Source organism: Hyunsoonleella aestuarii, from assembly GCF_006148925.1.
GTDB classification, from domain to species: domain Bacteria; phylum Bacteroidota; class Bacteroidia; order Flavobacteriales; family Flavobacteriaceae; genus Algibacter_D; species Algibacter_D aestuarii.
The window spans coordinates 91627-116142 of record NZ_VAWB01000001.1; the positions used below are offsets into that span (position 1 = coordinate 91627).

Sequence of the window (24516 nt, forward strand, 5' to 3'; positions counted from 1 at the left end):
TTTAACTTAATTAACCAATCTTAGGATCAATGGCTAAACTTGGGCTCATTGTAGAAGACATAAATATGCTTTTTACATAAACACCTTTAGCGGTTGTCGGTTTTAATTTAATTAATGTTTGTAATAATTCATTTGCATTACCTGCAATTTTATCAGCACTAAAGGATGCTTTTCCTATAGCAGCGTGAACAATACCAGTTTTGTCAACTTTAAAATCGATTTTACCAGCTTTCACTTCACTAACTGCTTTAGCAACATCCATAGTTACTGTACCAGTTTTTGGGTTTGGCATTAAACCACGAGGGCCTAATACACGTCCTAATGGACCTAATTTACCCATAACACTTGGCATAGTAACAATAACGTCAACATCTGTCCAACCACCTTTAATTTTTTCAAGGTACTCGTCTAAACCAACGTAATCTGCACCAGCTTCTTTAGCTTCTGCTTCTTTGTCTGGTGTTACTAATGCTAATACTTTCATGTCTTTACCAGTACCGTGTGGTAATGAAACCACACCTCTTACCATTTGATTAGCTTTACGTGGATCTACTCCTAAACGCACCGCTAAATCAACCGAAGAGTCAAATTTAGTATTGGTAATATCTTTAATCAATGCTGATGCTTCATCAACAGAATAAAGTTTTCCTTTTTCTATTTTCGCTAAAGCTTCTTTTTGCTTTTTTGTTAATCTTGCCATTTTATAATGTCTTTAATAGATTAAGAAGGGAATTTCCCTATTACAGTGATTCCCATCGATCTTGCCGTACCAGCAACCATTTTCATAGCAGACTCAGTAGTAAATGCATTTAAATCTACCATTTTGTCTTCTGCAATAGTTTTAATCTGATCCCAAGATACTTTAGCTACTTTTTTTCGGTTTGGTTCTCCAGAACCCTTCTTTACTTTGGCCGCTTCTAATAATTGTACTGCAGCTGGAGGAGTCTTGATTACAAAGTCAAATGACTTGTCTTTGTAAACAGAGATAACAACAGGCAACACTTTACCTTGTTTATCTTGAGTTCTAGCATTAAATTGCTTACAGAACTCCATAATGTTAACTCCAGCAGCACCTAAAGCGGGTCCAACCGGTGGCGATGGATTCGCAGCACCTCCCCGAACTTGTAACTTAACTACTTTACCTAATTCTTTTGCCATTTTTAATAATTTAGTTCGATACGTTTCTTAATTAGTTGGAAGCTAAAGCAACGTACCATTTATATAGTGTAACAATTATTATACTTTTTCAACTTGCATATAACTTAATTCTAGCGGTGTTTTTCTTCCGAAAATCTTGACCATAACTTCAAGTTTACGCTTTTCTTCATTTATTTTTTCGATAGTTCCATCAAATCCATTAAATGGTCCATCTATTACTTTTACTGTTTCTCCTTTTGTAAAAGGAATAGCTACATTAGCGCTTTCTTCTACAGACAATTCATCTACCTTACCTAACATTCTGTTTACTTCAGACTGTCTTAACGGCACAGGATCTCCTCCTTTTGTTTCTCCTAAAAATCCAATTACATTGGTGACAGATCTAATTATATGAGGAACTTCACCAGTTAAATTCGCTTGAACCATTATATAGCCTGGAAAAAATACCTTTTCTTTGTGTATTTTCTTTCCATTTCTAATCTGTATAACACGCTCGGTTGGAACTAGAACTTGATCAACATAATCCTGCAAACCTAAACGAGCTATTTCATTTTCGATGTAAGTTTTAATCTTATTTTCTTGACCACTTACAGCCCTAACTACATACCACTTTTTTTCACTTACTTCTGACATAAATTTCTTTTTAACCGTTAATCCAATCGAAGTAAAGTGCTATAATTTTGCTAAAAACTGTATCCACTCCCCAAATAGCAAGAGAAAAAATAATTGAAAACACGGCAACCAAAACCGTTAAACGTTGCGCTTCTGCCCACGGGGTCCAAGTCACATTGTTTTTTAACTCTCCAAAAGATTCTTTTACGTAATTTACAAATCCTGCCATTTAATTATATTTTATTATCTACACTTAATCTTAATGCTCAGTGTACACACTTTGAGAAACTTCTAGTCTCACATTTTTAGCACGGGTTGAGAGACTCGAACTCCCGACACCTGGTTTTGGAGACCAGTGCTCTACCAACTGAGCTAAACCCGTAAATATAAGTCAAAAGGCATTACGCTAAAAAGCGTAATACCTTGAGTCTATATTTATATTAAACTATTGTTTAGTCTAAAATCTCAGTTACCTGACCAGCACCAACTGTTCTACCTCCTTCACGGATAGCGAAACGTAAACCTACGTTCATTGCAATTGGTTGAATCAACTCAACAGTAATAGTTAAGTTATCTCCAGGCATAACCATTTCAACTCCTGAAGGAAGCGCAATGTTTCCTGTTACGTCAGTTGTACGAACGTAGAACTGTGGACGGTAGTTGTTGTGGAAAGGCGTGTGACGTCCACCTTCTTCTTTCTTAAGGATATAAACCTCAGCTTTAAACTTAGCATGCGGTGTTACAGAACCTGGCTTAGTGATAACCATACCTCTTGAGATTTGAGTTTTCTCAATACCTCTTAATAAGATACCAGCATTATCTCCAGCTTCACCTCTATCTAATATTTGACGGAACATTTCAATACCTGTAATAGTAGAAGTTAATTTCTCAGCTCCCATACCAATAATCTCTACAGGATCTCCGGTGTTTGCAACACCTGTCTCAATACGACCAGTAGCAACAGTACCACGACCCGTAATAGAAAATACATCTTCTATTGGCATTAAGAATGGCTTATCCATATCACGAACTGGTTCTTCAATCCATGTATCGCATGCTTCCATTAATTCCATTACAGTATCTACCCATTTTTGCTCACCGTTAAGAGCACCTAAAGCAGAACCAGAAATTACAGGTCCGTTATCACCATCGTATTCATAGAAGTTTAATAAATCTCTAACCTCCATATCAACAAGTTCTAAAAGCTCTTCATCATCAACCATATCAACTTTGTTTAAGAAAACAACGATACGAGGAATACCTACTTGACGCCCTAATAAGATATGCTCACGAGTTTGTGGCATAGGACCATCAGTTGCAGCAACAACTAAAATTGCACCATCCATTTGAGCAGCACCAGTAACCATATTCTTTACGTAATCGGCGTGACCTGGACAGTCAACGTGAGCGTAATGACGATTCTGAGTTTGATACTCTACGTGAGATGTATTAATTGTAATACCTCTCTCTTTCTCTTCAGGAGCGTTATCGATTTGATCGAAATCTTTTGCTTCTGATAAACCTGCATCAGCTAATACTTTAGTAATAGCAGCAGTTAAAGTTGTTTTACCGTGATCTACGTGTCCAATTGTACCTATATTTAAGTGTGGTTTTGAACGATCGAAAGTTGCCTTTGCCATGTTTTTTTAATAATTTAATCTTAGTTATATAATAATATTAGTGTATTCTAATTTTTGTCTCAAAATAGAGCCAATGACGGGATTTGAACCCGTGACCTCTTCCTTACCAAGGAAACGCTCTACCCCTGAGCTACACCGGCGTAAAGTGTTTAATTCCTATTCTTTCTACAAACAAAGTTCGCATATTATTGAAAGAAGAGATTCCTGCCTTCGCAGGAATTTTAGAGCGGGAGACCGGGTTCGAACCGGCGACATTCAGCTTGGAAGGCTGACGCTCTACCAACTGAGCTACTCCCGCAATTTTAATCTTATCTTGTGGGGAGAGCAGGATTCGAACCTGCGAAGTTAAAAACAACAGATTTACAGTCTGTCCTCGTTGGCCGCTTGAGTATCTCCCCAATAAAAATATATTCCAGTTTTTTAAAAGAACTTGAGCCGATGGAGGGACTCGAACCCACGACCTGCTGATTACAAATCAGCTGCTCTAGCCAGCTGAGCTACATCGGCTTTTATTCACTTTTTTTGCATAAAAAAAGCCCGCTATTTCTAACGGACTGCAAATGTATATATTTATTTTTTTATTCAAAACATTTTTTGAAAAATTTTACTATAAATATGATCTTAATTTTTCTTTTCTCTTTTTAAGCTGCCTTTCAAGCGAAGAAACTGCCATATCTGCGCCTTCTTCAAAGCTTTTACATTGTTTTTTTACAACCAAACTATCTCCTGGAACACTTACTCGTGCCTCAAAAACCTTATTCTCTTTATCACTCGTATTTTCAACTTTTAAATAAACATCAGATTTTATGACCTTATCGTAGAACATATCTAATTTATCCATACGTTTTTGAATAAAATCTAAGAGTTTTTGGTCAGCATTAAAATTAACTGACTGCGTGTTTACTTTCATACTTTTACTTTTTGGTTAGACAATAATTCTCAATACTATTTTTTACTTCTTGGATGTGCATTTACATGCACCTTTTTAAGTTCAGCAATACTATTATGGGTGTAAACTTGTGTAGCAGCTAAACTTGAATGTCCTAGTAGTTCCTTTACAGCATTTAAATCGGCACCTTGGTTTAGCAAATGTGTAGCAAAAGAGTGCCTTAAAATATGTGGACTCTTTTTAACTTTTGAAGATGCTTTACTAAAATAATCATTTATTATTCTGTAAACAAGAGTTTCGTAAATTTTAATTCCTTTTTTAGTCAGGAATAAAAAACTCGAATCTTCGACATTACTCAACTCCGCTCTAAACTTTAAATAGGTCTGCATCGATTTTACTGTAGACTCTAGTAACGGCACTATTCGTTCCTTATTTCTTTTACCCAGTACTTTTAACGTTTTATTTTGAAAGTTGACACTCGTTAATTTTAAATCGACCAATTCAATACGGCGAATTCCAGTAGAATAAAATAATTCTATTATCGATCTGTCTCTGGCCCCTTCAAAACTATTATCAAATTCCAGATCATCTAACACCGTTTTAATTTCTTGTTCTGAAAAAGGGACTTGAACTTTCTTACTTGTTTTTAAAGCTTTATGCTTTGCTAACGGATTCAATGCAATATCTCCAGTTTTTAAAAGAAATTTATAGTAAGTATTAAGAGAAGATATTTTTCTATTAATACTTCTATTCGATAATTCTTTTTCTACTAAAAAAACTATCCAGCTTCTAATCTGTGAATAATTAACTTGATTAATATCTTTTGTCTCATATTCATCTTCCAAAAAAGACGAAAACCCTTTTAAATCATTCTCATAAGCGTTAATAGTTAATGTAGAATAATTCTTTTCTAATAATAGATAATCTGTAAATGGCTGGAGCGACAAACTTGAATAAGATGGATTTATTAAACGTTTATATTCTTTTTGTTTAAAAATACAATCTTTTATTTGATTTGAATGCAAAAAAAATTCCCACCTAAGTGGGAATCTATTATATTCAAACATAACAGTTTGTTATATGCTTTCTGCATCTCTGAGTTTCTGAACGTATTGTGCTTTTTGAATTTGTGCTCTACGCTCTACAGAAGGTTTATTAAACTGCTTACGTGCTTGTAATTGACGCTTTGCTCCTGTTTTATCAAACTTTCTTTTAAAACGTTTTAAAGCCCTATCTATATTTTCTCCTGCTTTAATTGGAATTATTAACATAGTATCTTAACCTCCTCTCCTTTAGAATTTTCGGGTGCAAATATAAAAACTAATTTATATTTCAGAATTTAAAACTATATTTTTTTTGTCTTAATTGCGATGGTCTAAGGAAAATCACAATTTTAGCGATAATGCTTTTTTGAATTTTTAGCAAAATGATAATTAAAAACCTACGTTGCCGGTTTATATTCTTTTTTATCAATTACCATTTTTGCGATAATTTCTCTTAAAATTTCAGAAGTACCACCGCCAATAGGTCCAAGTCGACTATCTCTAAATAATCGTGCCATTGGGTAATCTTCCATATAACCATAACCTCCTAAAAATTGAAGGCATTGATAAATAACTTCATCTGCCACTTTAGTAGATTTAAGTTTAGATATTGTTGCCTCTTTTACAACATACTCACCTTTATCAAGTCTTGCAGTTACTGCATAATTGTAATTCTTACAAATTTCAACATCAGCATACAAGTCTGAAATAGTATGTCTTAAAGCTTGAAATTGATTTATTCTTTTACCGAAAGCCTCACGATCCGACATGTACTGCAGAGCGTATTCCAAAGCAAACTCTGCTCGTGCATGTGCATTAACCCCCATAATTAGCCGCTCCAACGAAAAGTGCTGAACGATATAAGAAAAGCCTTTATCTTCCTCCCCTAATAAATTAGTTGCAGGTACCTTTACATTATCAAAAGCTATCTCACCAGTATCTGATGCTTTCCAACCAAGTTTATCTAATTTTGTAGCTGATACTCCTTTGGTTCCTCTATCGATTACAAACATACTTAAGCCTTTGTTACCTAATTCGGGACTTGTTTTTGCCGCAACTACCAAATAATCACTATTTACTCCATTCGTTATAAACGTTTTAGAACCATTAATAATATAATTTTCTCCATCCTTTGCAGCAGTTGTTCGCATTCCTGCTACATCACTACCTCCAAAAGGCTCTGTAACACAAAGACAACCAACTTTTTCTCCAGATATACTTGGCGCTAAGTAGCGCTCTTTTATATCGTCATTACCCTCTGCATTAAGATGAGTCATTGCTAAATATACATGTGCCCATATAGCCGCAGCGAATCCACCAGAATTAATCTTTTGAAGTTCCTCAAGTAGAATTATAGTGTAAAATAAATCTAAATCCATTCCACCATAGGCTTCAGGATAATTCATTCCAAAAAAACCCATCTCACCAAACTCTTTCCAAATAAACCGGTCTATTTCACCAGTTTTTTCCCAAGTATCAATGTGTGGAACAACTTCCTTTTTTAAAAAATGTTGAAGACTTTTTCTAAAAAGATTATGCTCTTCGGTGAAGTAAATGCTATTCATCTATTTTTCTTTTTCAAGATGCAAATATAATTTAATTATCTCTAATTTATTTATTGGAAAGGCTTTAACTTTTGTTAATTCATCTAAGGATTTATATCCTTCACGCAGTTGTCGCTGTTCAATAATATTATGCGCCAAATCGTAATCTATATGTTGAATTGTTACCAACTCATCACTAGTTACCGTGTTTAAATTAAGTTTATTTATTTTCCTTGGTGTTTTTACAGTGAATTGCTCAGTAATTTTTTCAATAACCTCTGGTGTTAAACCGTATATATCTTGAAGCTGTATATCGGCAATAAATCCGCCTTCAAATTTATTTCTAAAATTGACTATTTTATTGGAATAATATGCTCCAATTCCATGTAACTTTTGAAGCTGTTTTACCGTGGCAGTGTTTAAATCTTGCTTCTGCTCGTAAGTTTTTGGTGAATTGGCATAACTAGTTTCTGAAACAGAAGGCTTAGGATTTGTTACCCATTCAGGAAATTTAAAATAAGGTGAAATAGCTTTTAAAAGCGAATCTGAAACTTGAGTAACGTGCTGAAATTGAGCAGTAGAATTAATCCATTTATTTTGCTTTCTAAATTCCAGCAATCTATCAATTTCTTCATTCGACATACCTAGATTGGAACCTTTAAAATCATTAATATAGTTTGGATTAAACGGATATATTTTCGGTTTTCTTTCTTCCAAAGCCACAATTCTTAGAGAATCCATCTCTTTTTTGTATTGCACTAATTGTTTAGTATCGACATGAACATTTTCAGAAGAAAAATCAATAAAAAAGTAAATACTCTGAAATATAATTATGAGAACGACCAATAAAAAAATCCCATTCCGCTGCTCTTTATAAAACGTGAAATGGGATTTCATAAATTTAAATATTTTATGCCTTAGCTTCTTTTATTGCTTCAAGATACCTTTTAAGTTGTTTTTTAACAACTGGAAATAAGAAATATAATCCTATCATATTAGGGAATACCATTGCAAAAATCATAGCGTCTGAGAAATCCCAAATAGACTTCATACTTGCGGCAGCGCCAATAACGACAAAAAGTAAAAACAATAATTTGTATGTCATGTCTGCAGTCTTTCCTCTTCCAAACAAAAACTTCCAAGATTGCAACCCATAGTAAGACCAAGAAATCATAGTAGACACTGCAAAAAGAACAACCGCGATAGTTAAAAACACATTAGAATAAGGTATGTATTGCGCAAATGCTTTGGATGTAATTCCTGCACCTTCATATGAAACACCATCAATCATAACAGCACCCAAACCATCACCACCATATTCAAACGCACCACCAAAATTAAAAATAATGATTACTAAAGCAGTCATTGTACAAATAACAACCGTATCTATAAAAGGCTCTAATAAAGCTACTAAACCTTCAGAAGCAGAATACTTTGTTTTCACAGCTGAATGCGCAATAGAAGCTGAACCTGCTCCTGCTTCGTTTGAGAAAGCCGCTCTTTTAAAACCAACTAACAACACTCCAATGACTCCACCTACTCCAATAGCTCTTGGATTAAAAGCTTCAGTAATAATTAAACTAATAGCATCATCTATTAAACCAGAATTGCTAAAAATAATGTATAAACAAGCTACTATATAAAGGACCGCCATAAAAGGCACTACTTTTTCTGTTACAGCTGCAATTCGCTTAATTCCACCGATAATTATTATGCCTACCAAAATAGCCATTAACAAACCAATAATAGCTCCAGCACTTGTGCTTTCCAATCCCATTAACTCCTTAAGAACCACGGTAGCCTGATTAGACTGTGCCGCATTACCTCCGCCGAAAGACCCTCCAATACAAAAAATAGCAAAGAAAACCGCAGCAATTTTACCCAAATTTGTGAAACCACGATCTTTAAGTCCCTTTGAAATATAGTACATTGGTCCACCATAAACTGTACCTTCTTCATCAACATCTCTATACTGAACCCCTAAAGTACACTCAACAAATTTTGTTGACATACCAAGCAAACCACAAATAATCATCCAAAAAGTTGCTCCCGGGCCACCAAGTGCGATAGCCAATGCAACACCAGCAATGTTTCCATTACCAACTGTTCCTGACACTGCTGTTGCCAAAGCTTGGAAATGAGAAACTTCTCCTTCTTTACTTTCATCTCTAATGGTATCACGAATATCACCATCAATTGTCATTGATGTTTCGGAAGCTTGGTGCCCCCCTTCAATCTCGTCATATTTACCTCTAACCGTATTTATTGCTTTACCAAAATATCTAATATTTGGAAACCCAAAATATAATGTAAAAAAAGCTGCACTACCAACTAAAAGAATTAACACGAATGGAATATCTGGATCTTTCCAAACATTAAAAAATATTACATTACTAAAAAAATCTGATACGGGTTGAAAACCTTCGTCTATCCTTTGGTCTAAACCTTTTTCTACTGTTTCTTGAGCTAACGTAATTAATGGGAATATTAAAGTGAAAATTGAAAGAAGATATCTCTTCATAAGATTTTAAATTGATTAGTGTTTATTGAAAAATTGCTATTAATGCCAGCAAGATGCTAAAAATAATTGATTATTTAAAACAAAAGCGTTAAATAAGAAGAATTCTCTATTCTATATCGTACTCGGAATTTAGGTCTTCAATTTGTTCTGGCTTGCCTAATACAATAATTCTAGAACTAGGTGCAAGGTTTAAATCTGGCTCTGGATTAACGGTGTATTCACCATTTTCATCTTTATAACCAATTACTGTACATCCTGTTTTTTTTCTCAGATCAAGATCTCGAATTGTACGCTTCCCATTATTCTTAAATAACTTTTCCACAGCAACCTCTTCTATATTTATATTCGATTTTCCAACAATGGAAAGATTATCTATAAACTCCATAAGTCCGGGTATAACAACCAAAGATGCCATGTGATCACCACCTATTTTATCGGGTAAAATAACATTATTGGCTCCTGCAAATTTTAATTTATCGTATGACGATTCTTGTGAAGCTCTACTTATAATATTAATGTTTTTGTTAATCTGGCGTGTTGATAGTACCACAAATAAATTATCGGCATCATTGGGTAGTGCAGAAATAAAGCATGATGCTCTATCTACTCCGGCTTGAAGAAGAACTTCATCTTCATTAGCGTTTCCTATTACATAGGCAACTCCATCAAGCTGCAATCTACTTTCTACTTCTTTATTTTTTTCAATAACCACAAAAGGACGGTCATATGCATCTAACTTTCTAGCAGCTTGTTTGCCATTTCTTCCGTACCCACAAATAACCACATGATTTTTAAAACTGTCGATCTTTTTTTGCATCTTTTTATGTTTTAATTCTTCAATATCATTTTTACTTAAAATATACTCTGTAATTACAGACAAGGCATACCCCACAATTACCACACTAGCCAAAATTAAAAATATGGTAAAAACTTTAGACTGATAATCCAACGGCAATACTTCACCAAAACCAACAGTAGTCATGGTAATTACTGTCATATAAAGAGCATCAATCCATGAATAACCGGAAATTGTCATGTAACCAATTACCCCTATAAATAAAATAACAACCAAAAGAAAAATGGCTGTGTAAATTTTAGTTCTAAAAAATCGAATTAATGTATTGCTCATATATAGTTATAAATCGAAAACGGAAGAACGCTTGGTATAAATTAAATCTTTAATTCGCATCCAAAATGCAAGGAACAAATATAACGCAAAACCAAAACCAACAGTAACAAAGGTTAAATACATAAATGTTGTTCTAACCACTTTGGCTCGAATACCCAATCTGTCTGCTATTCTTTGGCAAACATAGTATCCATGCTTCTGAAAATAGAGTAATGGTTTATAAAAAATGTTCATGCTGCAAGTTAATCATTTCCTATTTAAAAGCGAATTTCCAACAGCACATTGTAAGCACTTATTTTTATTGCAATACGCATTCTTTAGCTGCAATAAACCTTGTGAATGCAACGCTGAAGTTGCTACTTTCTTTAAGCTATTAAATTTATTTATAATACTGTTTTTCTCAGCAAAAATCTCATTAACTAGCTTAATAATTTGTTCATCATTATGTTTCCCTTGAAATTTAGCGTAAGCAAATTTGATAGGAATTATAGTATTGATTAACAGCAAATCGATAAATGCTTTGGACAAAACTTTTTTCGACTTTTTAGAAGCCGTATTAAACGTATAATGAGACTCCCAAAAGGTTGATGTAGAAACATAAAAAAGTTCATAAAATTCGTTTTTGGAATTCGTCTCCATTATTTTTGAAAACAAATTATGCTCTCTACCATATAACATAGCTAGTTGAGAAAGACGAATTGTTGGAAAGTTAGAAGGACGTAATCTGAAAAACTTAATAGGTAAAACACTCTCATTATTTAGCTGAAACTTATTTGAAATAAAGTCAAATTCTTTTTTTAACTCAGAAAAATATGTCCCCTGAACCTCACCACCTAACAACCCAGATTGACCAAGGAGTAAAGCTTCCAGAGCTAACTGATTTGATTGTAGCTTTCTTATTATTGAAAAATCGAAAGAATGAGCTACACTAAAAAAGGACTCGGCGTTAATCTTTAACCCAAAATTTTTTGTCATCATTTTAAACAACACTGCTTCCCAATTATTATTTGAAGCCAGCAAAAGACTATTAAGTTCTTCTGTTTTTCTATTTAATCGTTCTATAAATAACCGTTCTAACCAATTCTCTAAAATAAAATTATGAATGGTTGGAAAATCATTTTGGCAATTTATCCAGTTTCTCGAATTTAAAAATAATTTTTGGTAGTTACTTAATGCTTCAACAGATACCTTGTTTTTTAATTCTAAGGTTGGAATTGCGGAATTATCTTTCCTAAAAACATCGGAGTCATGTTCCCAAACCACATGAAGAATAACATTGTCGTATGCTTGGTCTTGCTCATGACTATGCACAAACCAATAGGATGATTTAACATGAATCTCCACATTTCCTGCCCAAAGTTGTTCTCCAATATGCAATTGTGCATTAAAGAAATCTGGACCCGAATTATGGTTATGCTCACCAACCAACTTAATTATAATAGGCTCCCCATCGGTTGTTTCTAATTCGGTAAGGTTTATCTTTTTATGCTTCCAGAGGTAGTGTAAAAAATCTTCTTGCATCGCACTAATGTAAGATTTTTTACCAAAAATTAATTACTGTGCTAACCAAAAGTTATCTAAATTTGAAGAAATTGATTTTATATGGAACAACTTACACTAACTACCCCTGCTCTTTTATTTTCCGCTATTTCATTAATCATGCTTGCCTATACCAATCGGTTTTTAGCTTATGCTACAGTAGTTAGAAACTTGCATGACAAATATTTACAAAAGAAAGATCAGGTTTTAATTAAACAGATTGAAAACATAAAAAAGCGTTTATACCTTACGCGATCCATGCAAATCTTTGGGATTAGCAGTTTATTGCTATGTGTACTTACCATGTTTTTAATTTACATAGAGCAACATGTTATAGCAGTTTGGGTATTTGGTATTGCCTTGGTTTTACTTATTATGTCGTTGGCATTATTAATTATGGAAATACAAATATCAGTAAAGGCTTTGGAGCATCATATAAGTGACATTGAAGGTCAATAAAAAAGGTTTATTGAACTTAGTGAAAAATTCTTCTAACTTCGTTTAACGTCTGATATAAGCCATTAAATAACGGCACATATGCGTCAACCCATTAAACGAACCTTCATAATAAGCAACAAATCATACTTCAAATCATTAGCAAGCGAACACTCCTGCGTTAGGGATTGAGCGGTTTAACTGCGCTCACCGCAGGCTAAATGTTTGAAATCCTTTTTAAAACTTATTAGAATTATACTTTGATATAAACTAGAGTTAAACAGACTGACTAAGTCGTTCCATCTTCTCCATGAAGTTTTAAAAAGATTGAGTAGTAAAACCCACACCCGATAGGATAACGCCCACTTCTCGATAGTTCTGCTGAGCGTAGTCGAAGTACAAAGATTCTTCTTCGCATCACCAGAAATAACAAATCCCAAGCGATAACAAAAGAATATTAGTTGGTTTGTCTTAAATCGTTAATCTAAAATAATAATGTATCTTTGCACCTTGAAACTCAATAAGAAGAGTTTATATTCCTCAGGGTGAGGATGTGTTACTAGAAGTTTAGGTTAAGTATGTCGATGCACTTCTTTATGTAACACTGCATAACATAATCGCATACATAACAAAAATGAACACATTCCAAGATTTAGGTCTTAACGACGACCTATTACAGGCTATTACAGATTTAGGGTTTACAAAACCAAGTGAAGTACAAGATAAAGCCATTCCGCTTTTATTAGATAACGAAGGCGACTTAGTAGCGCTTGCGCAAACAGGAACCGGTAAAACAGCAGCCTTTGGTTTTCCTATGCTTCAAAAAATTGATTTAAACAGCAGAACTACTCAAGGTTTAATTTTATCGCCAACTAGAGAACTTTGTTTGCAAATTACTAACGAAATGAAACTTTATGGCAAATACTGTAAAGGATTGAACGTGGTTGCCATTTATGGTGGTTCGAGTATTACAGAACAAGCCAGAGAGGTTAAGCGTGGTGCTCAAATTATTGTAGCAACACCTGGACGTATGAAAGATATGATTAGCAGACGCCTAGTCGATATTTCAAAAATTGAATATGCCGTTTTGGACGAGGCTGATGAAATGCTAAACATGGGCTTTAAGGAAGATATCACAGATATTCTATCGTATACACCTGCCGATAAAAGTACTTGGCTATTTTCTGCAACTATGCCTAGTGAAGTGGCATCAATTGCTAAAAACTTCATGCATAATCCGCAAGAGATAACTGTTGGTAATAAAAATGAAAGTACCAATCAGGTATCTCACGAATATTATTTGGTTAATGCAAGAGACCGTTACCAAGCACTTAAACGTTTGGCAGATGCGAATCCAGATATATTTTCGGTAGTATTTTGTAGAACGAAACGTGACACACAAAAGGTTGCCGAAAACCTTATTGAAGATGGCTATAATGCTGGTGCTTTACATGGTGATTTGAGCCAGAATCAGCGTGATTTAGTCATGAAATCCTTTAGAAATAAGCAAATACAAATGCTGGTTGCGACAGATGTTGCTGCTCGTGGTATTGATGTAGATGATATTACACACGTTATTAATTACCAATTACCAGATGAAATTGAAACCTACACGCACCGTTCTGGACGAACAGGTCGTGCTGGAAAAACAGGCGTTTCTATGGTTATTGTATCTAAAAGTGAGGTTCGAAAAATAAAGAGTATTGAGCGTATTATTAAAAAGCAATTCGATAAAAAGGATATTCCGGATGGTATGGAAATTTGCGAAGTGCAATTAATGTCCTTAGCGAATAAAATTCATAATACCGAGGTAAATCATGAAATTGATAAGTATTTAACAAGTATTAACACCTTGTTTGAAGATACCAGTAAAGATGAATTGATTAAGAAATTCTTCTCGGTAGAGTTCACACGTTTTTACAATTACTACCAAAAATCTAAAAACTTAAATATCTCGGAAAATTCTAGCGATAGAGAACCTAGTGGTGCATTTAGTGGTAATTCTACCCGATATTTTATAAATGTAGGTAAGAAGGATGGTTACGACTGGATGAGTTTAAAAGACTTTTTGAAGGAAGTGCTTACGTTAGGACAAGATGATGTATTTAAAGTTGAAGTTAAAGACAGCTTTTCATTCTTTAATACTGAAAAAGAAAACCAGCAAAAAGTGCTCGATTTCTTTACCGATTTTAAACACAACGGGCGTTTTGTAAATGTTGAAGTTTCCGAAAACCGTGGTCGCGGCGGAGGCAGACGTGATAGAAATCGTGGTGGGAAACGCGATGGACGCAGCAGCGGAAGAAGATCTGATAAAAGAACAAGTTCTGGAAACAGAGAGAACAGTAGACGTTCGGAAAACAAATCGAAACCAAGGCGATCAGGAAACCCAGGAGATTTTGCAAGTTCAAGGCCAAGACGCTCTAGACGCTAGTGTTCTATGTTTTTTTGTTAATTTTAAGTCAAAATAAAACATAGAACCAATAAATGGCGTTTTGTTTAGTATTTTAGCCTTGAAATTGATTGCATGAAAAGAGTCCTGATTATTTTTATTTTAACTTTTACCTACACTACATTTTGCATGGCGCAAGATGAACAAAGTGTTTTAGCTACAGTAATAAATTCTGCTGATGATACACCTCTTGAAAGTGTTAACATTGTTAACCTTAATCAAGTAATTGGAACAACAACAAATAGTAAAGGTGAATTCGAAATACGTGCAAAGGCTAACGACACGTTACACTTTTCATACTTAGGTTTTAAATCTATTAAAGTTCGTGTCACTAATGATTGGTTAAAGTTTGGCAATGCTACTATAGAGTTAACCGAATTAGCATTGGCATTAGAAGAAGTGGTAGTAAATCAACTAAAACTTACAGGATATTTAGAAGTAGATATAAAACAAGTCCCTATTATTAATGACAATTACCGTTATAGTATTTCAGGATTACCTAGTACTGGCTATGAGGCTGGTAAAACATCTGGATTAACTAAGGTAATTGGGTCTATTTTTAATCCGGCCGACTTTCTTTATCGCATGTTTGGCAAAAAGCCTAACGAGTTACGGAAACTAAAAAAGATGAAACAGGATGATGAAATTAGAAATTTGTTATCCTCACGATTTGATAGAGAAATGCTTACCGTTTTGCTTCAAGTAGACCGTGTGGATTTGGATGAAATTGTAAGTCAGTGTAATTATTCTAAAGGATTTATTCAAACCGCCAACGATCTTCAAATACTGGATGCTATAAGTGAGTGTTATGAGGAGTACAAACTGCTAAGTCGAGGAAGAAGTAAAAGGCTTTAAAACCTTTTTAACTTGAGTTCGACATAAGTTTCAAGAAATAATTATTAAAAAGTCAGCATTTTGTCATATCAACAACGGGAATCTCAAGCCAATCAACCATGCTACTATTCATAATACTAGTGGAATACAATTAATAGAAACAAAACACAAAAAACTTAAATAAAACATTGTCGGTTATTAATTTATAATTATTTTTGCACCCAATTTCGGGTTAACCTCTGGCGAGAATCGTGAATGTTGTTTCGAATCAATCAATATTAAATTTAAAGATATGGAATCTTTAGTAAAATTTGTTCAAGACGAATTTGTAACAAGAAAAGATTTACCAGAGTTTGGAGCTGGTGATACAATTACAGTTTATTACGAAATTAAAGAAGGTAGCAAAACACGTACGCAGTTTTTTAGAGGTGTTGTAATTCAAAAAAGAGGTTCTGGATCTTCAGAAACTTTTACCATCAGAAAAATGTCTGGTTCAATTGGTGTAGAACGTATTTTCCCAATTAACTTACCTGCTTTACAAAAAATTGAAGTTAACAAGCGTGGTAAAGTTCGTAGAGCAAGAATTTACTACTTTAGAGGCTTAACTGGTAAGAAAGCTAGAATAAAAGAAAGTAGACACTAAACTCAGTGATAACAATAGATTAAAGCCTTTGATTAATTTCAAAGGCTTTTTTTATTAACTTTTGTTAATAACTCTAGTTCATAAATGGTTAATATTTAACTAATTAAAAAATTTGCAAAATTCGTTTCTTAATATATCTTAGCAAAAGAATTAATAACAACTTCGGTTGGTTTCGTTTGAAAAGACAAAACAAGTTAGTTCTACTAAAGTAACGTTCTTTACATAAATTGTTTTTTGAGGAGTCTATGTGCCATGTGTATGCATGTGTAAACAAGAAACCATGATTTTGTAAAAAGCCCCACATGCGCAAGTAGGTGGCAGCTAGTGCAGATGAAAGTTCAAAAAGTAATTCAAACGAAAGTGAGAGTTATAATGAGAACAATGCTTAAAACCGAACAAACATGAAAATGAATGTAAGGTGATAAGTATCAAGAAAAGCAGTTAACAGAAGTATTTTGGTAATAGGTCAATGCATATTGAAAATTACAACGAAGTACTTCTTTGAGATAACCAAACTTGAATCGAAAGGTTTGATGAAAATTTAAACCAGCTTAGTAGCAATACTAATTAGATCACGGGAAGTTATTTCAAAAAAAGCCATATCAAAGCAGATTAAGTTCTACAGTGATATGGCTTTTGTTTTTTTATAAACTTCTCAAAATATATTTTAAATAATTCTTATTAACTAAGCTGATTTTTATAATTACACTAAAACGGTCGTAGTGCAGCATTTTCATTGATGTTTAATACATTTATAAAACTCAATTTTTGTATATTCGCATCGCTAAAAACGAAACCTTATTTTAACTACGGTTTCTTGAACTGTAATAAATCAAAAAAACGACACGAATGTCCAAAATTATTTACACAAAAACTGACGAAGCACCAGCTTTAGCTACACGATCTTTTTTACCTATTGTAAAAGCCTTTGTGAAATCTTCAGGTATCAATATTGAAACTAAAGATATTTCCTTAGCTGCTCGTATTTTAGCTGTTTTTCCAGATTTTTTAAATGATGACCAACGTGTTTCGGACGATTTAGCGTTGCTTGGTGAATTAGCAAAAAAACCAGAAGCTAATATTGTAAAATTACCTAATATTAGTGCCTCTATCCCGCAATTGAAAGGTGCTATAAAAGAGCTACAATCAAAAGGATTTAATATACCAGATTACCCTAACAATCCAGAAAATGATTCTGAAAAAGATATAAAAGCTCGTTACGATAAAATAAAAGGAAGTGCTGTAAATCCAGTACTACGAGAAGGTAACAGTGATAGACGTGCTCCAAAAGCAGTAAAGAATTACGCCAAGAAAAACCCGCATTCTATGGGTGCTTGGAGAAGTGATTCTAAAACCCATGTCGCAACTATGACTGGGGGGGATTTTGCACATAACGAACAATCGGTTACAATTCCGGAAGCTACAAGTGTAACCATAGAACATACCGATTCTAATGGCACAACCACAACTCTAAAGGACAGTTTCTCTTTGTTAAAAGGAGAAATAATTGACTCCACAGTAATGAGCAAAAAAGCACTTGTTAGCTTTTTAGAAGACCAAGTTAATGATGCGAGAGAAAAGGATGTTTTATTTTCTTTACACATGAAAGGTACTATGATGAAGGTGAGCGACCCTATTATATTTGGGCATGCAGTAAAAGCCTTTTTTAAAGATGTGTTCGAAAAGCATGGACAAGTGATTAAAGAAATTGGAGTTAATGTAAATTCTGGTTTGGGTAATCTTTTAGAACGCATTCAAGAGATACCAGAAGATAAACGCAAAGAGATTGAGGCTGATATTGAAACGACTTATAAAAATGGACCTTCAGTGGCTATGGTTAATTCTGATAAAGGAATTACCAATTTACATGTACCAAGTGATGTTATAATTGATGCATCTATGCCAGCCATGATAAGAACATCTGGACAAATGTGGAATGCTGAAGGTAAATTACAAGATACCAAAGCAGTTATCCCAGATAGCAGTTACGCTGGTATTTATGCTGCAACCATAGACTTTTGTAAAAAGAATGGTGCCTTTGACCCTACAACAATGGGAACTGTACCTAATGTTGGTTTAATGGCTCAAAAAGCTGAAGAATATGGGTCTCACGATAAAACATTTGAAATTCCATCAAATGGAATTGTTAAGGTTATTGATGCCTCAGGAAATGTGTTAATGGAGCACACTGTTGAAACTGGTGACATATGGAGAATGTGTCAAACGAAAGATGCACCTATTCAAGACTGGGTAAAATTAGCTGTTACCAGAGCTAGAGCATCTCAAACTCCTGCAGTATTTTGGTTAGACAAAAATAGAGCCCATGATACAGAAATTATTAAAAAGGTAAATACATATTTACAAGATCATGATACTTCTGGGTTAGACTTAAGAATCTTATCGCCAATTGACGCCACTATTTTTACTTGTGAAAGATTAAAAGCTGGTCAAGACACAATTTCTGTTTCTGGTAATGTGCTACGCGATTATTTAACCGATTTATTTCCAATTCTTGAAGTAGGAACTAGTGCTAAAATGTTATCTATCGTACCATTAATGAATGGCGGTGGCTTGTTTGAAACAGGTGCTGGAGGTTCTGCACCTAAACATGTGCAACAATTACTTGAGGAAAACCACTTACGATGGGATTCTCTTGGTGAATTTTTAGCTTTAGCTGTTTCTTTAGAGCACTTTAGTCAAGTTAATAACAACCCAAAAGCAAAAGTTTTAGGTGAGGCATTAGATGATGCAACAGATAAGCTTTTAGAAAACAAAAAAGGGCCTTCTAGAAAAGCCGGAGAACTCGACAATCGAGGAAGTCATTTTTATTTAGCCATGTATTGGGCGAAGGAACTAGCAAATCAAAATAAAGACCTAGATTTAAAAGAAGAATTTACTCCTATCGCCAAGCAATTAATAGATAATGAAGCCTTAATTATAAAAGAATTAAATGACATTCAAGGTAAGGAAATAAACATAGGAGGTTATTACGAACCGGACGAAGGACTTATAAATGAAGTGATGCGACCAAGTAAAACCTTCAACGCGATCTTAAACTAAAGATTAATATAAACTATATTTTAAAAGCCCCCTTTTTAGGGGCTTTTTTTATATTTTTATAAAAAAAAGAAAAACTGCTATTAGATGAAAAACCTTATTTTATGGTTTATTTTTGGGCTGAGTCTTAGTTTCAATTTCACCTCTGCTCAAGAAAAGTTTACTCTAAGTGGTACCTTACTAGAAGCCAAAAGTAATGAAACACTCATTGGAGTAAACATCTACTTCCCAGAACTTCAAATAGGTACTATTACAAACTCTTATGGTTTTTATTCATTATCCGTTCCAGAAGGCACATATAATATAATTTTGAGTTATATAGGTTATTCTACAATTTCTGAAACAATTACAATTTCTGAAAACATTACGAAAGATTATAAGCTTTTGGAATCTACCGAAAGTTTAGATGAAATTGTTATTACAGAAAACATTGAAAAACTTAGTATTAAAAAACCTGAAATGAGTGTGAATAAACTCACTACTGGAACAATAAAAGATATTCCAGTAGTTTTAGGTGAAGCCGATATTATAAAAGCAATCACGTTGCTCCCTGGAGTTACAAATGCAGGTGAGGGTGCATCAGGTTTTAATGTACGAGGTGGTGCAGTAGATCAGAATTTAATATTGCTTGACGAGGCCATAATATATAACTCATCGCATTTGTTCGGATTTTTCTCAGTTTTCAATCCAGATGCTATTAAAGACTTGAAACTTTATAAAGGTGGTATTCCAGCACGGTTTGGAGGCCGTGTATCATCTGTTTTAGATATTTATCAAAAGGAAGGAAATAGTAATGAGTTTCACGCTAATGGTGGAATTGGAATTGTTTCAAGTAGATTATTAGTAGAAGGTCCAATAAAAAAAGAAAAAGGTTCATTTCTATTTGGTGGAAGGTCTAGCTATGCTCACTTATTTCTCCCGCTTTTTGATTTAGATAATATTGCACGGTTTTATGATTTGAATACCAAATTAAGCTATAAAATAAATCAGAATAATAATATTTATCTTTCAGGATATTTTGGTCGAGATCTTTTTAGCATTGCAGATACATTTGAAAATTCCTACGGTAATAGTGTTCTAAATTTTAGATGGAATCATCTATTTTCAGATAAATTATTTTCTAACTTATCTTTAATTTATTCTGATTATGATTATGACTTAAAACTAAATTTCGTAGAGTTCGATTGGATTTCGGGAATTAGAAATTTCAATTTCAAATATGATTTTAAGTATTATGCCAATAACAATTTTAAATTGCAATTTGGAGTAAACAGCATCTATTATAAATTTAATCCTGGTGAAATTAATCCAACAACACCAACTTCAGGTATTAACCCATTCAAACTTACAGATAAATATGCCTTTGAAAATGCTGGTTATTTAGATGTTGAACATCAACTTTCAGATAAATTAGCTCTGTCTTATGGATTGAGATTGAGCTCCTTCCTTCGTTTAGGACAAGACGAACTGAATGTTTATGAAAATGACGAGGCTGTTCTTTTCAATGAAGACTTTCAAGTCTATGAAAAAGCAAGCCCAATAGATACAGAAACATTCAGTAGAAATGATGTGATAACATCATTCTTTAATCTAGAACCCAGAGCGTCTATTGCTTATTTGTTAAACTATAGAACTTCGGTAAAGGCAAGTTACAATAGAATGAGTCAATATTTGCATTTGTTGTCAAATACAAACTCTCCTACACCACTGGATGTTTGGGCACCAAGTGGAAAATATATAAAACCTCAGCTATTAGACCAATTTGCAATAGGATACTTCAAAACATTTAAAAATAATCTTTACTCCTTAGAGGCAGAATCGTTTTATAAAACTGTTAAAAACCGAATAGATTACATTGATGGTGCAGATTTAATTGCTAATAATGCTATTGAACAAATTATTCTAAACGGCGAATCGCGTGCTTATGGTTTAGAGCTATTACTGAAAAAAAATGAAGGACGCCTTAAAGGTTGGTTAGCTTATACACTTGCGCGTTCAGAGCAGCGCACTCCTGGTCGTACATTATCAGAAACTGGGATTAATAATGGCGAATGGTACAAAACACCTTATGATAGAACACACGATATTTCCATGACTTGTAATTATAAGTGGAAGAAGAAATGGATTATAAATGCGAATTTTTTATATCAAACAGGAAGACCTACTACTTATCCAAATGCACAATACGAGTATAACGGTATCATTATTCCTAACTTTAGTTTAAGAAATGAAGAACGGCTTCCTGCTTATCATCGCTTTGATTTATCGGCCACTTACACACCTAAGCCAGATAAAAAACAAGGATGGCAAAGCAATTGGGTTTTTGGTATCTATAACATCTATAACAGACGAAATGCGGCATCTATTAGTTTTGGACAAAATGAAACTACTGGGCAGAACGAAGCTACAAGGCTTTCAATTTTTGGAATAGTACCTTCTGTATCTTATAATTTTAAATTTTAATAAGATGAAAGCAAATTATAAAAACATCATATTTTATATTTTATTAAGCTTTATTACATCTAGTTGTGAAGATGTTATTGAAGTTGATGTGCCCTCAAGTTCTCCCAAACTTGTAATTGAAGCTTCAATAAACTGGTTTCGAAATTTTAATGGAATCTCGCAAAATATAAAACTTTCACTTACAGCACCGTTTTTTAATAACGATATTCCACCAGCTAATGGTGCAACAGTTATAATTACTGACGGAAGTAACAATATTTACAATTTTATCGAGGATGGCAACACTGGTATATATTGGAATAACAGTTTCAATCCTGTAATTAACCAAACTTACAATTTATCAGTTACTTATAATGGCGAAACCTACCAGGCCAATGAAACATTAAAATCGGTATCATCTATTACCCGAGTTGAACAAAAAAATAACGGTGGATTCTCTGGTGATGAAATTGAGTTAAAAGCTTATTATACAGATCCTGAAGATGAAGAGAACTATTATTTGTTTGAATTTATAAACGTTAAAACTGGAGCTATTGACTTAGAAGTTTATGACGATGAATTTACAAATGGCAATGAGATATTTGGTTTTTACAGTGAAGAAGATCTCGAATCTGGTGATGAAATAGACATTAGGATTTATGGTGTTTCCGAACGTTTTTATGAATTTATGTTTATCCTGCTTCAACAAAATGATGAAGATGGTGGCGACCCTTTTGAAGTTCAACCAGCTACTATACGAGGAAACTGTGTAAATACAACCAACCCCGAAAATTTCCCTTTAGGATTTTTTAGAGTTTCACAAGCAGATGCATTTAACTATTTCATTGAATAATATCAACGACGCAACAAAGTTCTGGCTTAAATTTTTGTAATTTTATCGCATGAGTTTCATAAAAACTACCGAACAAGATTCCAATTACAATCATCTGGAAAAAATGTCTGTTTCAGAATTGCTCACAAGCATTAATAACGAAGACAAAACAGTTCCACGAGCGGTTGAAAAAGCATTACCTCAAATTGAAATACTAGTTAAGCAAATTGTAATTAAACTAAAGCAAGGAGGCCGATTATTTTATATAGGTGCTGGAACCAGTGGTAGGCTTGGAATATTAGATGCTTCGGAATGCCCTCCAACGTTTGGGGTATCTCATGACCTTGTTATTGGGCTTATTGCTGGAGGTGATACTGCCATTCGAAAAGCAGTAGAATTTGCCGAAGACTCTGTGACCCAAGGTTGGAAAGACCTTGAAGCATATAACATTTCTAATGAAGATGTCGTTGTTGGCATAGCAGCATCTGGCACAACACCCTATGTTGTATCTGCTTTAGAGACATGCAACGAAAATAATATTACTACCGGTTGCATAACTTGCAATAAAAATAGCCCGTTATCTCAAACCTCTAAATTTCCTGTTGAAGTTGTTGTTGGACCAGAATTTGTAACTGGAAGCTCGAGGATGAAAGCTGGAACTGCTCAAAAATTAGTACTTAATATGGTAACCACCTCTAGTATGATTCAGATTGGTCATGTAAGAGGAAATAAAATGGTAGACATGCAACTTAGTAACAATAAACTTGTTGATAGAGGAGTAAAAATGATAATGAATGAATTAAATGTTTCAGAAACTGAAGCGTTAAAATTACTTAATAAGCATAACAGTGTTAGAAACGTTATAAAAAATTACAATAATGAAACAAGAAAATAGAACAGATAAAAAAATATTGTTTAAGGGTATTAAAACTATGCTATTCGCATTACTAAGTTTATTTATGGGACCAATACTGCTTAGCTTTGCCTTTAGTCAGCCAGAAAACAAACTTTATATACCACTTTTAGTTATTGGTTGTGCTATTTCTGCTATGGCCGTAATTATGATGTTTAAAGGTATTAAAACCATAATGGATAGCATGTTTAATAAGAAAAAAGCTTAAGCTTATCTACGAACAATTTCCTTTGGTGTTGTTGGATTATAACCAAAACTAGAATCGTTAAGTGTAATCCCCAATCTATCAAAAATATAATTTATTATGGCGTAATGATGTATAGTATGGCTGTTTGCCTGAGCCAATAACGCCCCATAAGTATAAGGAATTTCTGTTTTTCCCAATCCCAAATCATCTGTAACTAAAAATAGTTGATTAGAATTAATTGTTGAAGTCTTCAATTTCAATATAATACCTTCAAGATAATCTTTAGCACAATCGCATTGAGACTCTACATCCCTATTTCTACTTCTTGCTGTTAAATCTATTTTATTTTCAGAGGAAACATTAAAAATGCAATTATAAAAATCTAGAATATGGCGTATATGAGTACCAATACTAGAGTAATAGGGAGATACTGAAGCATCACATAACTGCTCATCGGACAAGCTATTTAATAAATATTGAGATTTTTGAAGTGTTTTTAAGGTAGATTGGATAATTACATTCATGGAATTAAATATAACAAATAATTTAAATCAACCCTACTTTAGTCTTAAATCTTATTAAGCCTTACAACTGCATTTATATTTCAAACTTATTTTTAGTTTATTAACTTTACAATTAGCTATTAACC

Annotated in this window: 24 protein-coding genes and 5 tRNA genes; 9 read left to right on the forward strand and 20 right to left on the reverse strand. The window is 33.6% G+C overall.

The window, feature by feature from the left end:
• Positions 1-10: 10 nt before the first annotated feature.
• The 19 genes from rplA to FEF17_RS00540 all read right to left on the reverse strand — a co-directional run bounded on the left by rplA (position 11) and on the right by FEF17_RS00540 (position 12057).
• Positions 11-700, reverse strand: coding sequence for a 50S ribosomal protein L1 (gene rplA, locus FEF17_RS00450; protein WP_139000407.1), 690 nt, complete (start codon positions 698-700; stop codon positions 11-13).
• Between the two features lie 20 nt (positions 701-720).
• On the reverse strand, positions 721-1158 hold the full coding sequence (gene rplK / locus FEF17_RS00455) for a 50S ribosomal protein L11 (RefSeq protein WP_139000408.1): 438 nt from the start codon (positions 1156-1158) through the stop codon (positions 721-723).
• 78 nt (positions 1159-1236) lie between these two features.
• Positions 1237-1791, reverse strand: coding sequence for a transcription termination/antitermination protein NusG (nusG, locus tag FEF17_RS00460; RefSeq protein WP_072402023.1), 555 nt, complete (start codon positions 1789-1791; stop codon positions 1237-1239).
• A 10-nt stretch (positions 1792-1801) separates the two neighbouring features.
• Complete coding sequence (gene secE / locus FEF17_RS00465) at positions 1802-1999, reverse strand: preprotein translocase subunit SecE (protein WP_139000409.1); 198 nt, start codon at positions 1997-1999, stop codon at positions 1802-1804.
• An 80-nt stretch (positions 2000-2079) separates the two neighbouring features.
• Positions 2080-2152, reverse strand: a tRNA-Trp gene (locus FEF17_RS00470).
• Between the two features lie 70 nt (positions 2153-2222).
• Positions 2223-3410: an elongation factor Tu gene (tuf, locus tag FEF17_RS00475; protein ID WP_139000410.1), complete on the reverse strand. Its 1188-nt coding sequence runs from the start codon at positions 3408-3410 to the stop codon at positions 2223-2225.
• A 68-nt stretch (positions 3411-3478) separates the two neighbouring features.
• A tRNA-Thr gene (locus FEF17_RS00480) sits at positions 3479-3550 on the reverse strand.
• An 85-nt stretch (positions 3551-3635) separates the two neighbouring features.
• A tRNA-Gly gene (locus tag FEF17_RS00485) sits at positions 3636-3708 on the reverse strand.
• A gap of 18 nt (positions 3709-3726) precedes the next feature.
• Positions 3727-3808: transfer RNA gene (locus tag FEF17_RS00490), tRNA-Tyr, on the reverse strand.
• A 35-nt stretch (positions 3809-3843) separates the two neighbouring features.
• Positions 3844-3917 (reverse strand) — tRNA-Thr (locus FEF17_RS00495).
• Between the two features lie 100 nt (positions 3918-4017).
• Positions 4018-4320, reverse strand: coding sequence for a ribosome hibernation-promoting factor, HPF/YfiA family (gene hpf, locus FEF17_RS00500; protein ID WP_139000411.1), 303 nt, complete (start codon positions 4318-4320; stop codon positions 4018-4020).
• Between the two features lie 35 nt (positions 4321-4355).
• Positions 4356-5246 (reverse strand): tyrosine-type recombinase/integrase, encoded by an 891-nt coding sequence (locus FEF17_RS00505; RefSeq protein WP_139002101.1) that lies wholly within the window; start codon positions 5244-5246, stop codon positions 4356-4358.
• A 129-nt stretch (positions 5247-5375) separates the two neighbouring features.
• Positions 5376-5570 (reverse strand): 30S ribosomal protein S21, encoded by a 195-nt coding sequence (rpsU, locus tag FEF17_RS00510; RefSeq protein ID WP_139000412.1) that lies wholly within the window; start codon positions 5568-5570, stop codon positions 5376-5378.
• Between the two features lie 170 nt (positions 5571-5740).
• A complete protein-coding gene (locus tag FEF17_RS00515; RefSeq protein WP_139000413.1) occupies positions 5741-6907 on the reverse strand; it encodes an acyl-CoA dehydrogenase family protein in 1167 nt (388 codons plus the stop codon).
• Positions 6908-7783: a ComEA family DNA-binding protein gene (locus FEF17_RS00520; protein ID WP_139000414.1), complete on the reverse strand. Its 876-nt coding sequence runs from the start codon at positions 7781-7783 to the stop codon at positions 6908-6910.
• Positions 7784-7796: 13 nt separating this feature from the next.
• Complete coding sequence (locus FEF17_RS00525; RefSeq protein WP_139000415.1) at positions 7797-9407, reverse strand: alanine/glycine:cation symporter family protein; 1611 nt, start codon at positions 9405-9407, stop codon at positions 7797-7799.
• 106 nt (positions 9408-9513) lie between these two features.
• A complete protein-coding gene (locus FEF17_RS00530; RefSeq protein WP_139000416.1) occupies positions 9514-10536 on the reverse strand; it encodes a potassium channel family protein in 1023 nt (340 codons plus the stop codon).
• Positions 10537-10542: 6 nt separating this feature from the next.
• A complete protein-coding gene (locus FEF17_RS00535; RefSeq protein ID WP_139000417.1) occupies positions 10543-10770 on the reverse strand; it encodes a PspC domain-containing protein in 228 nt (75 codons plus the stop codon).
• Positions 10771-10782: 12 nt separating this feature from the next.
• Entirely contained in the window at positions 10783-12057 is a 1275-nt protein-coding gene (locus tag FEF17_RS00540; RefSeq protein WP_139000418.1) for a DUF2851 family protein, read from the reverse strand.
• An 81-nt stretch (positions 12058-12138) separates the two neighbouring features.
• Between FEF17_RS00540 and FEF17_RS00545 the strand changes: the two genes are divergently transcribed.
• The 9 genes from FEF17_RS00545 (at position 12139) to FEF17_RS00585 (ending at position 23888) form a co-directional block, all read left to right on the forward strand.
• Complete coding sequence (locus FEF17_RS00545; protein ID WP_139000419.1) at positions 12139-12534, forward strand: DUF2721 domain-containing protein; 396 nt, start codon at positions 12139-12141, stop codon at positions 12532-12534.
• 610 nt (positions 12535-13144) lie between these two features.
• Positions 13145-14941 carry a DEAD/DEAH box helicase gene (locus tag FEF17_RS00550; protein WP_139000420.1) on the forward strand — a complete coding sequence of 599 codons (1797 nt, stop codon included), beginning with the start codon at positions 13145-13147 and terminating at the stop codon, positions 14939-14941.
• Between the two features lie 93 nt (positions 14942-15034).
• Complete coding sequence (locus tag FEF17_RS00555) at positions 15035-15814, forward strand: carboxypeptidase-like regulatory domain-containing protein (protein WP_139000421.1); 780 nt, start codon at positions 15035-15037, stop codon at positions 15812-15814.
• A 271-nt stretch (positions 15815-16085) separates the two neighbouring features.
• The gene (gene rplS / locus FEF17_RS00560) at positions 16086-16436 is read left to right on the forward strand and encodes a 50S ribosomal protein L19 (RefSeq protein ID WP_139000422.1); all 351 of its coding nucleotides are present in this window, start codon (positions 16086-16088) and stop codon (positions 16434-16436) included.
• Positions 16437-17285: 849 nt separating this feature from the next.
• Positions 17286-19496: an NADP-dependent isocitrate dehydrogenase gene (locus tag FEF17_RS00565; protein WP_139000423.1), complete on the forward strand. Its 2211-nt coding sequence runs from the start codon at positions 17286-17288 to the stop codon at positions 19494-19496.
• Between the two features lie 84 nt (positions 19497-19580).
• The gene (locus FEF17_RS00570; RefSeq protein WP_139000424.1) at positions 19581-21956 is read left to right on the forward strand and encodes a TonB-dependent receptor; all 2376 of its coding nucleotides are present in this window, start codon (positions 19581-19583) and stop codon (positions 21954-21956) included.
• 4 nt (positions 21957-21960) lie between these two features.
• A complete protein-coding gene (locus FEF17_RS00575) occupies positions 21961-22788 on the forward strand; it encodes a DUF4249 domain-containing protein (RefSeq protein ID WP_139000425.1) in 828 nt (275 codons plus the stop codon).
• Positions 22789-22837: 49 nt separating this feature from the next.
• On the forward strand, positions 22838-23662 hold the full coding sequence (gene murQ, locus FEF17_RS00580) for an N-acetylmuramic acid 6-phosphate etherase (RefSeq protein ID WP_139000426.1): 825 nt from the start codon (positions 22838-22840) through the stop codon (positions 23660-23662).
• Positions 23646-23888, forward strand: a complete 243-nt coding sequence (locus tag FEF17_RS00585) for a DUF6095 family protein (RefSeq protein WP_139000427.1) — start codon at positions 23646-23648, stop codon at positions 23886-23888. Before murQ ends, FEF17_RS00585 begins: the two co-directional genes overlap by 17 nt.
• 2 nt (positions 23889-23890) lie before the next feature.
• Here the strand turns inward: FEF17_RS00585 and FEF17_RS00590 are convergent, their stop codons facing one another.
• A complete protein-coding gene (locus FEF17_RS00590; protein ID WP_139000428.1) occupies positions 23891-24391 on the reverse strand; it encodes a DinB family protein in 501 nt (166 codons plus the stop codon).
• Positions 24392-24516 lie beyond the last annotated feature (125 nt).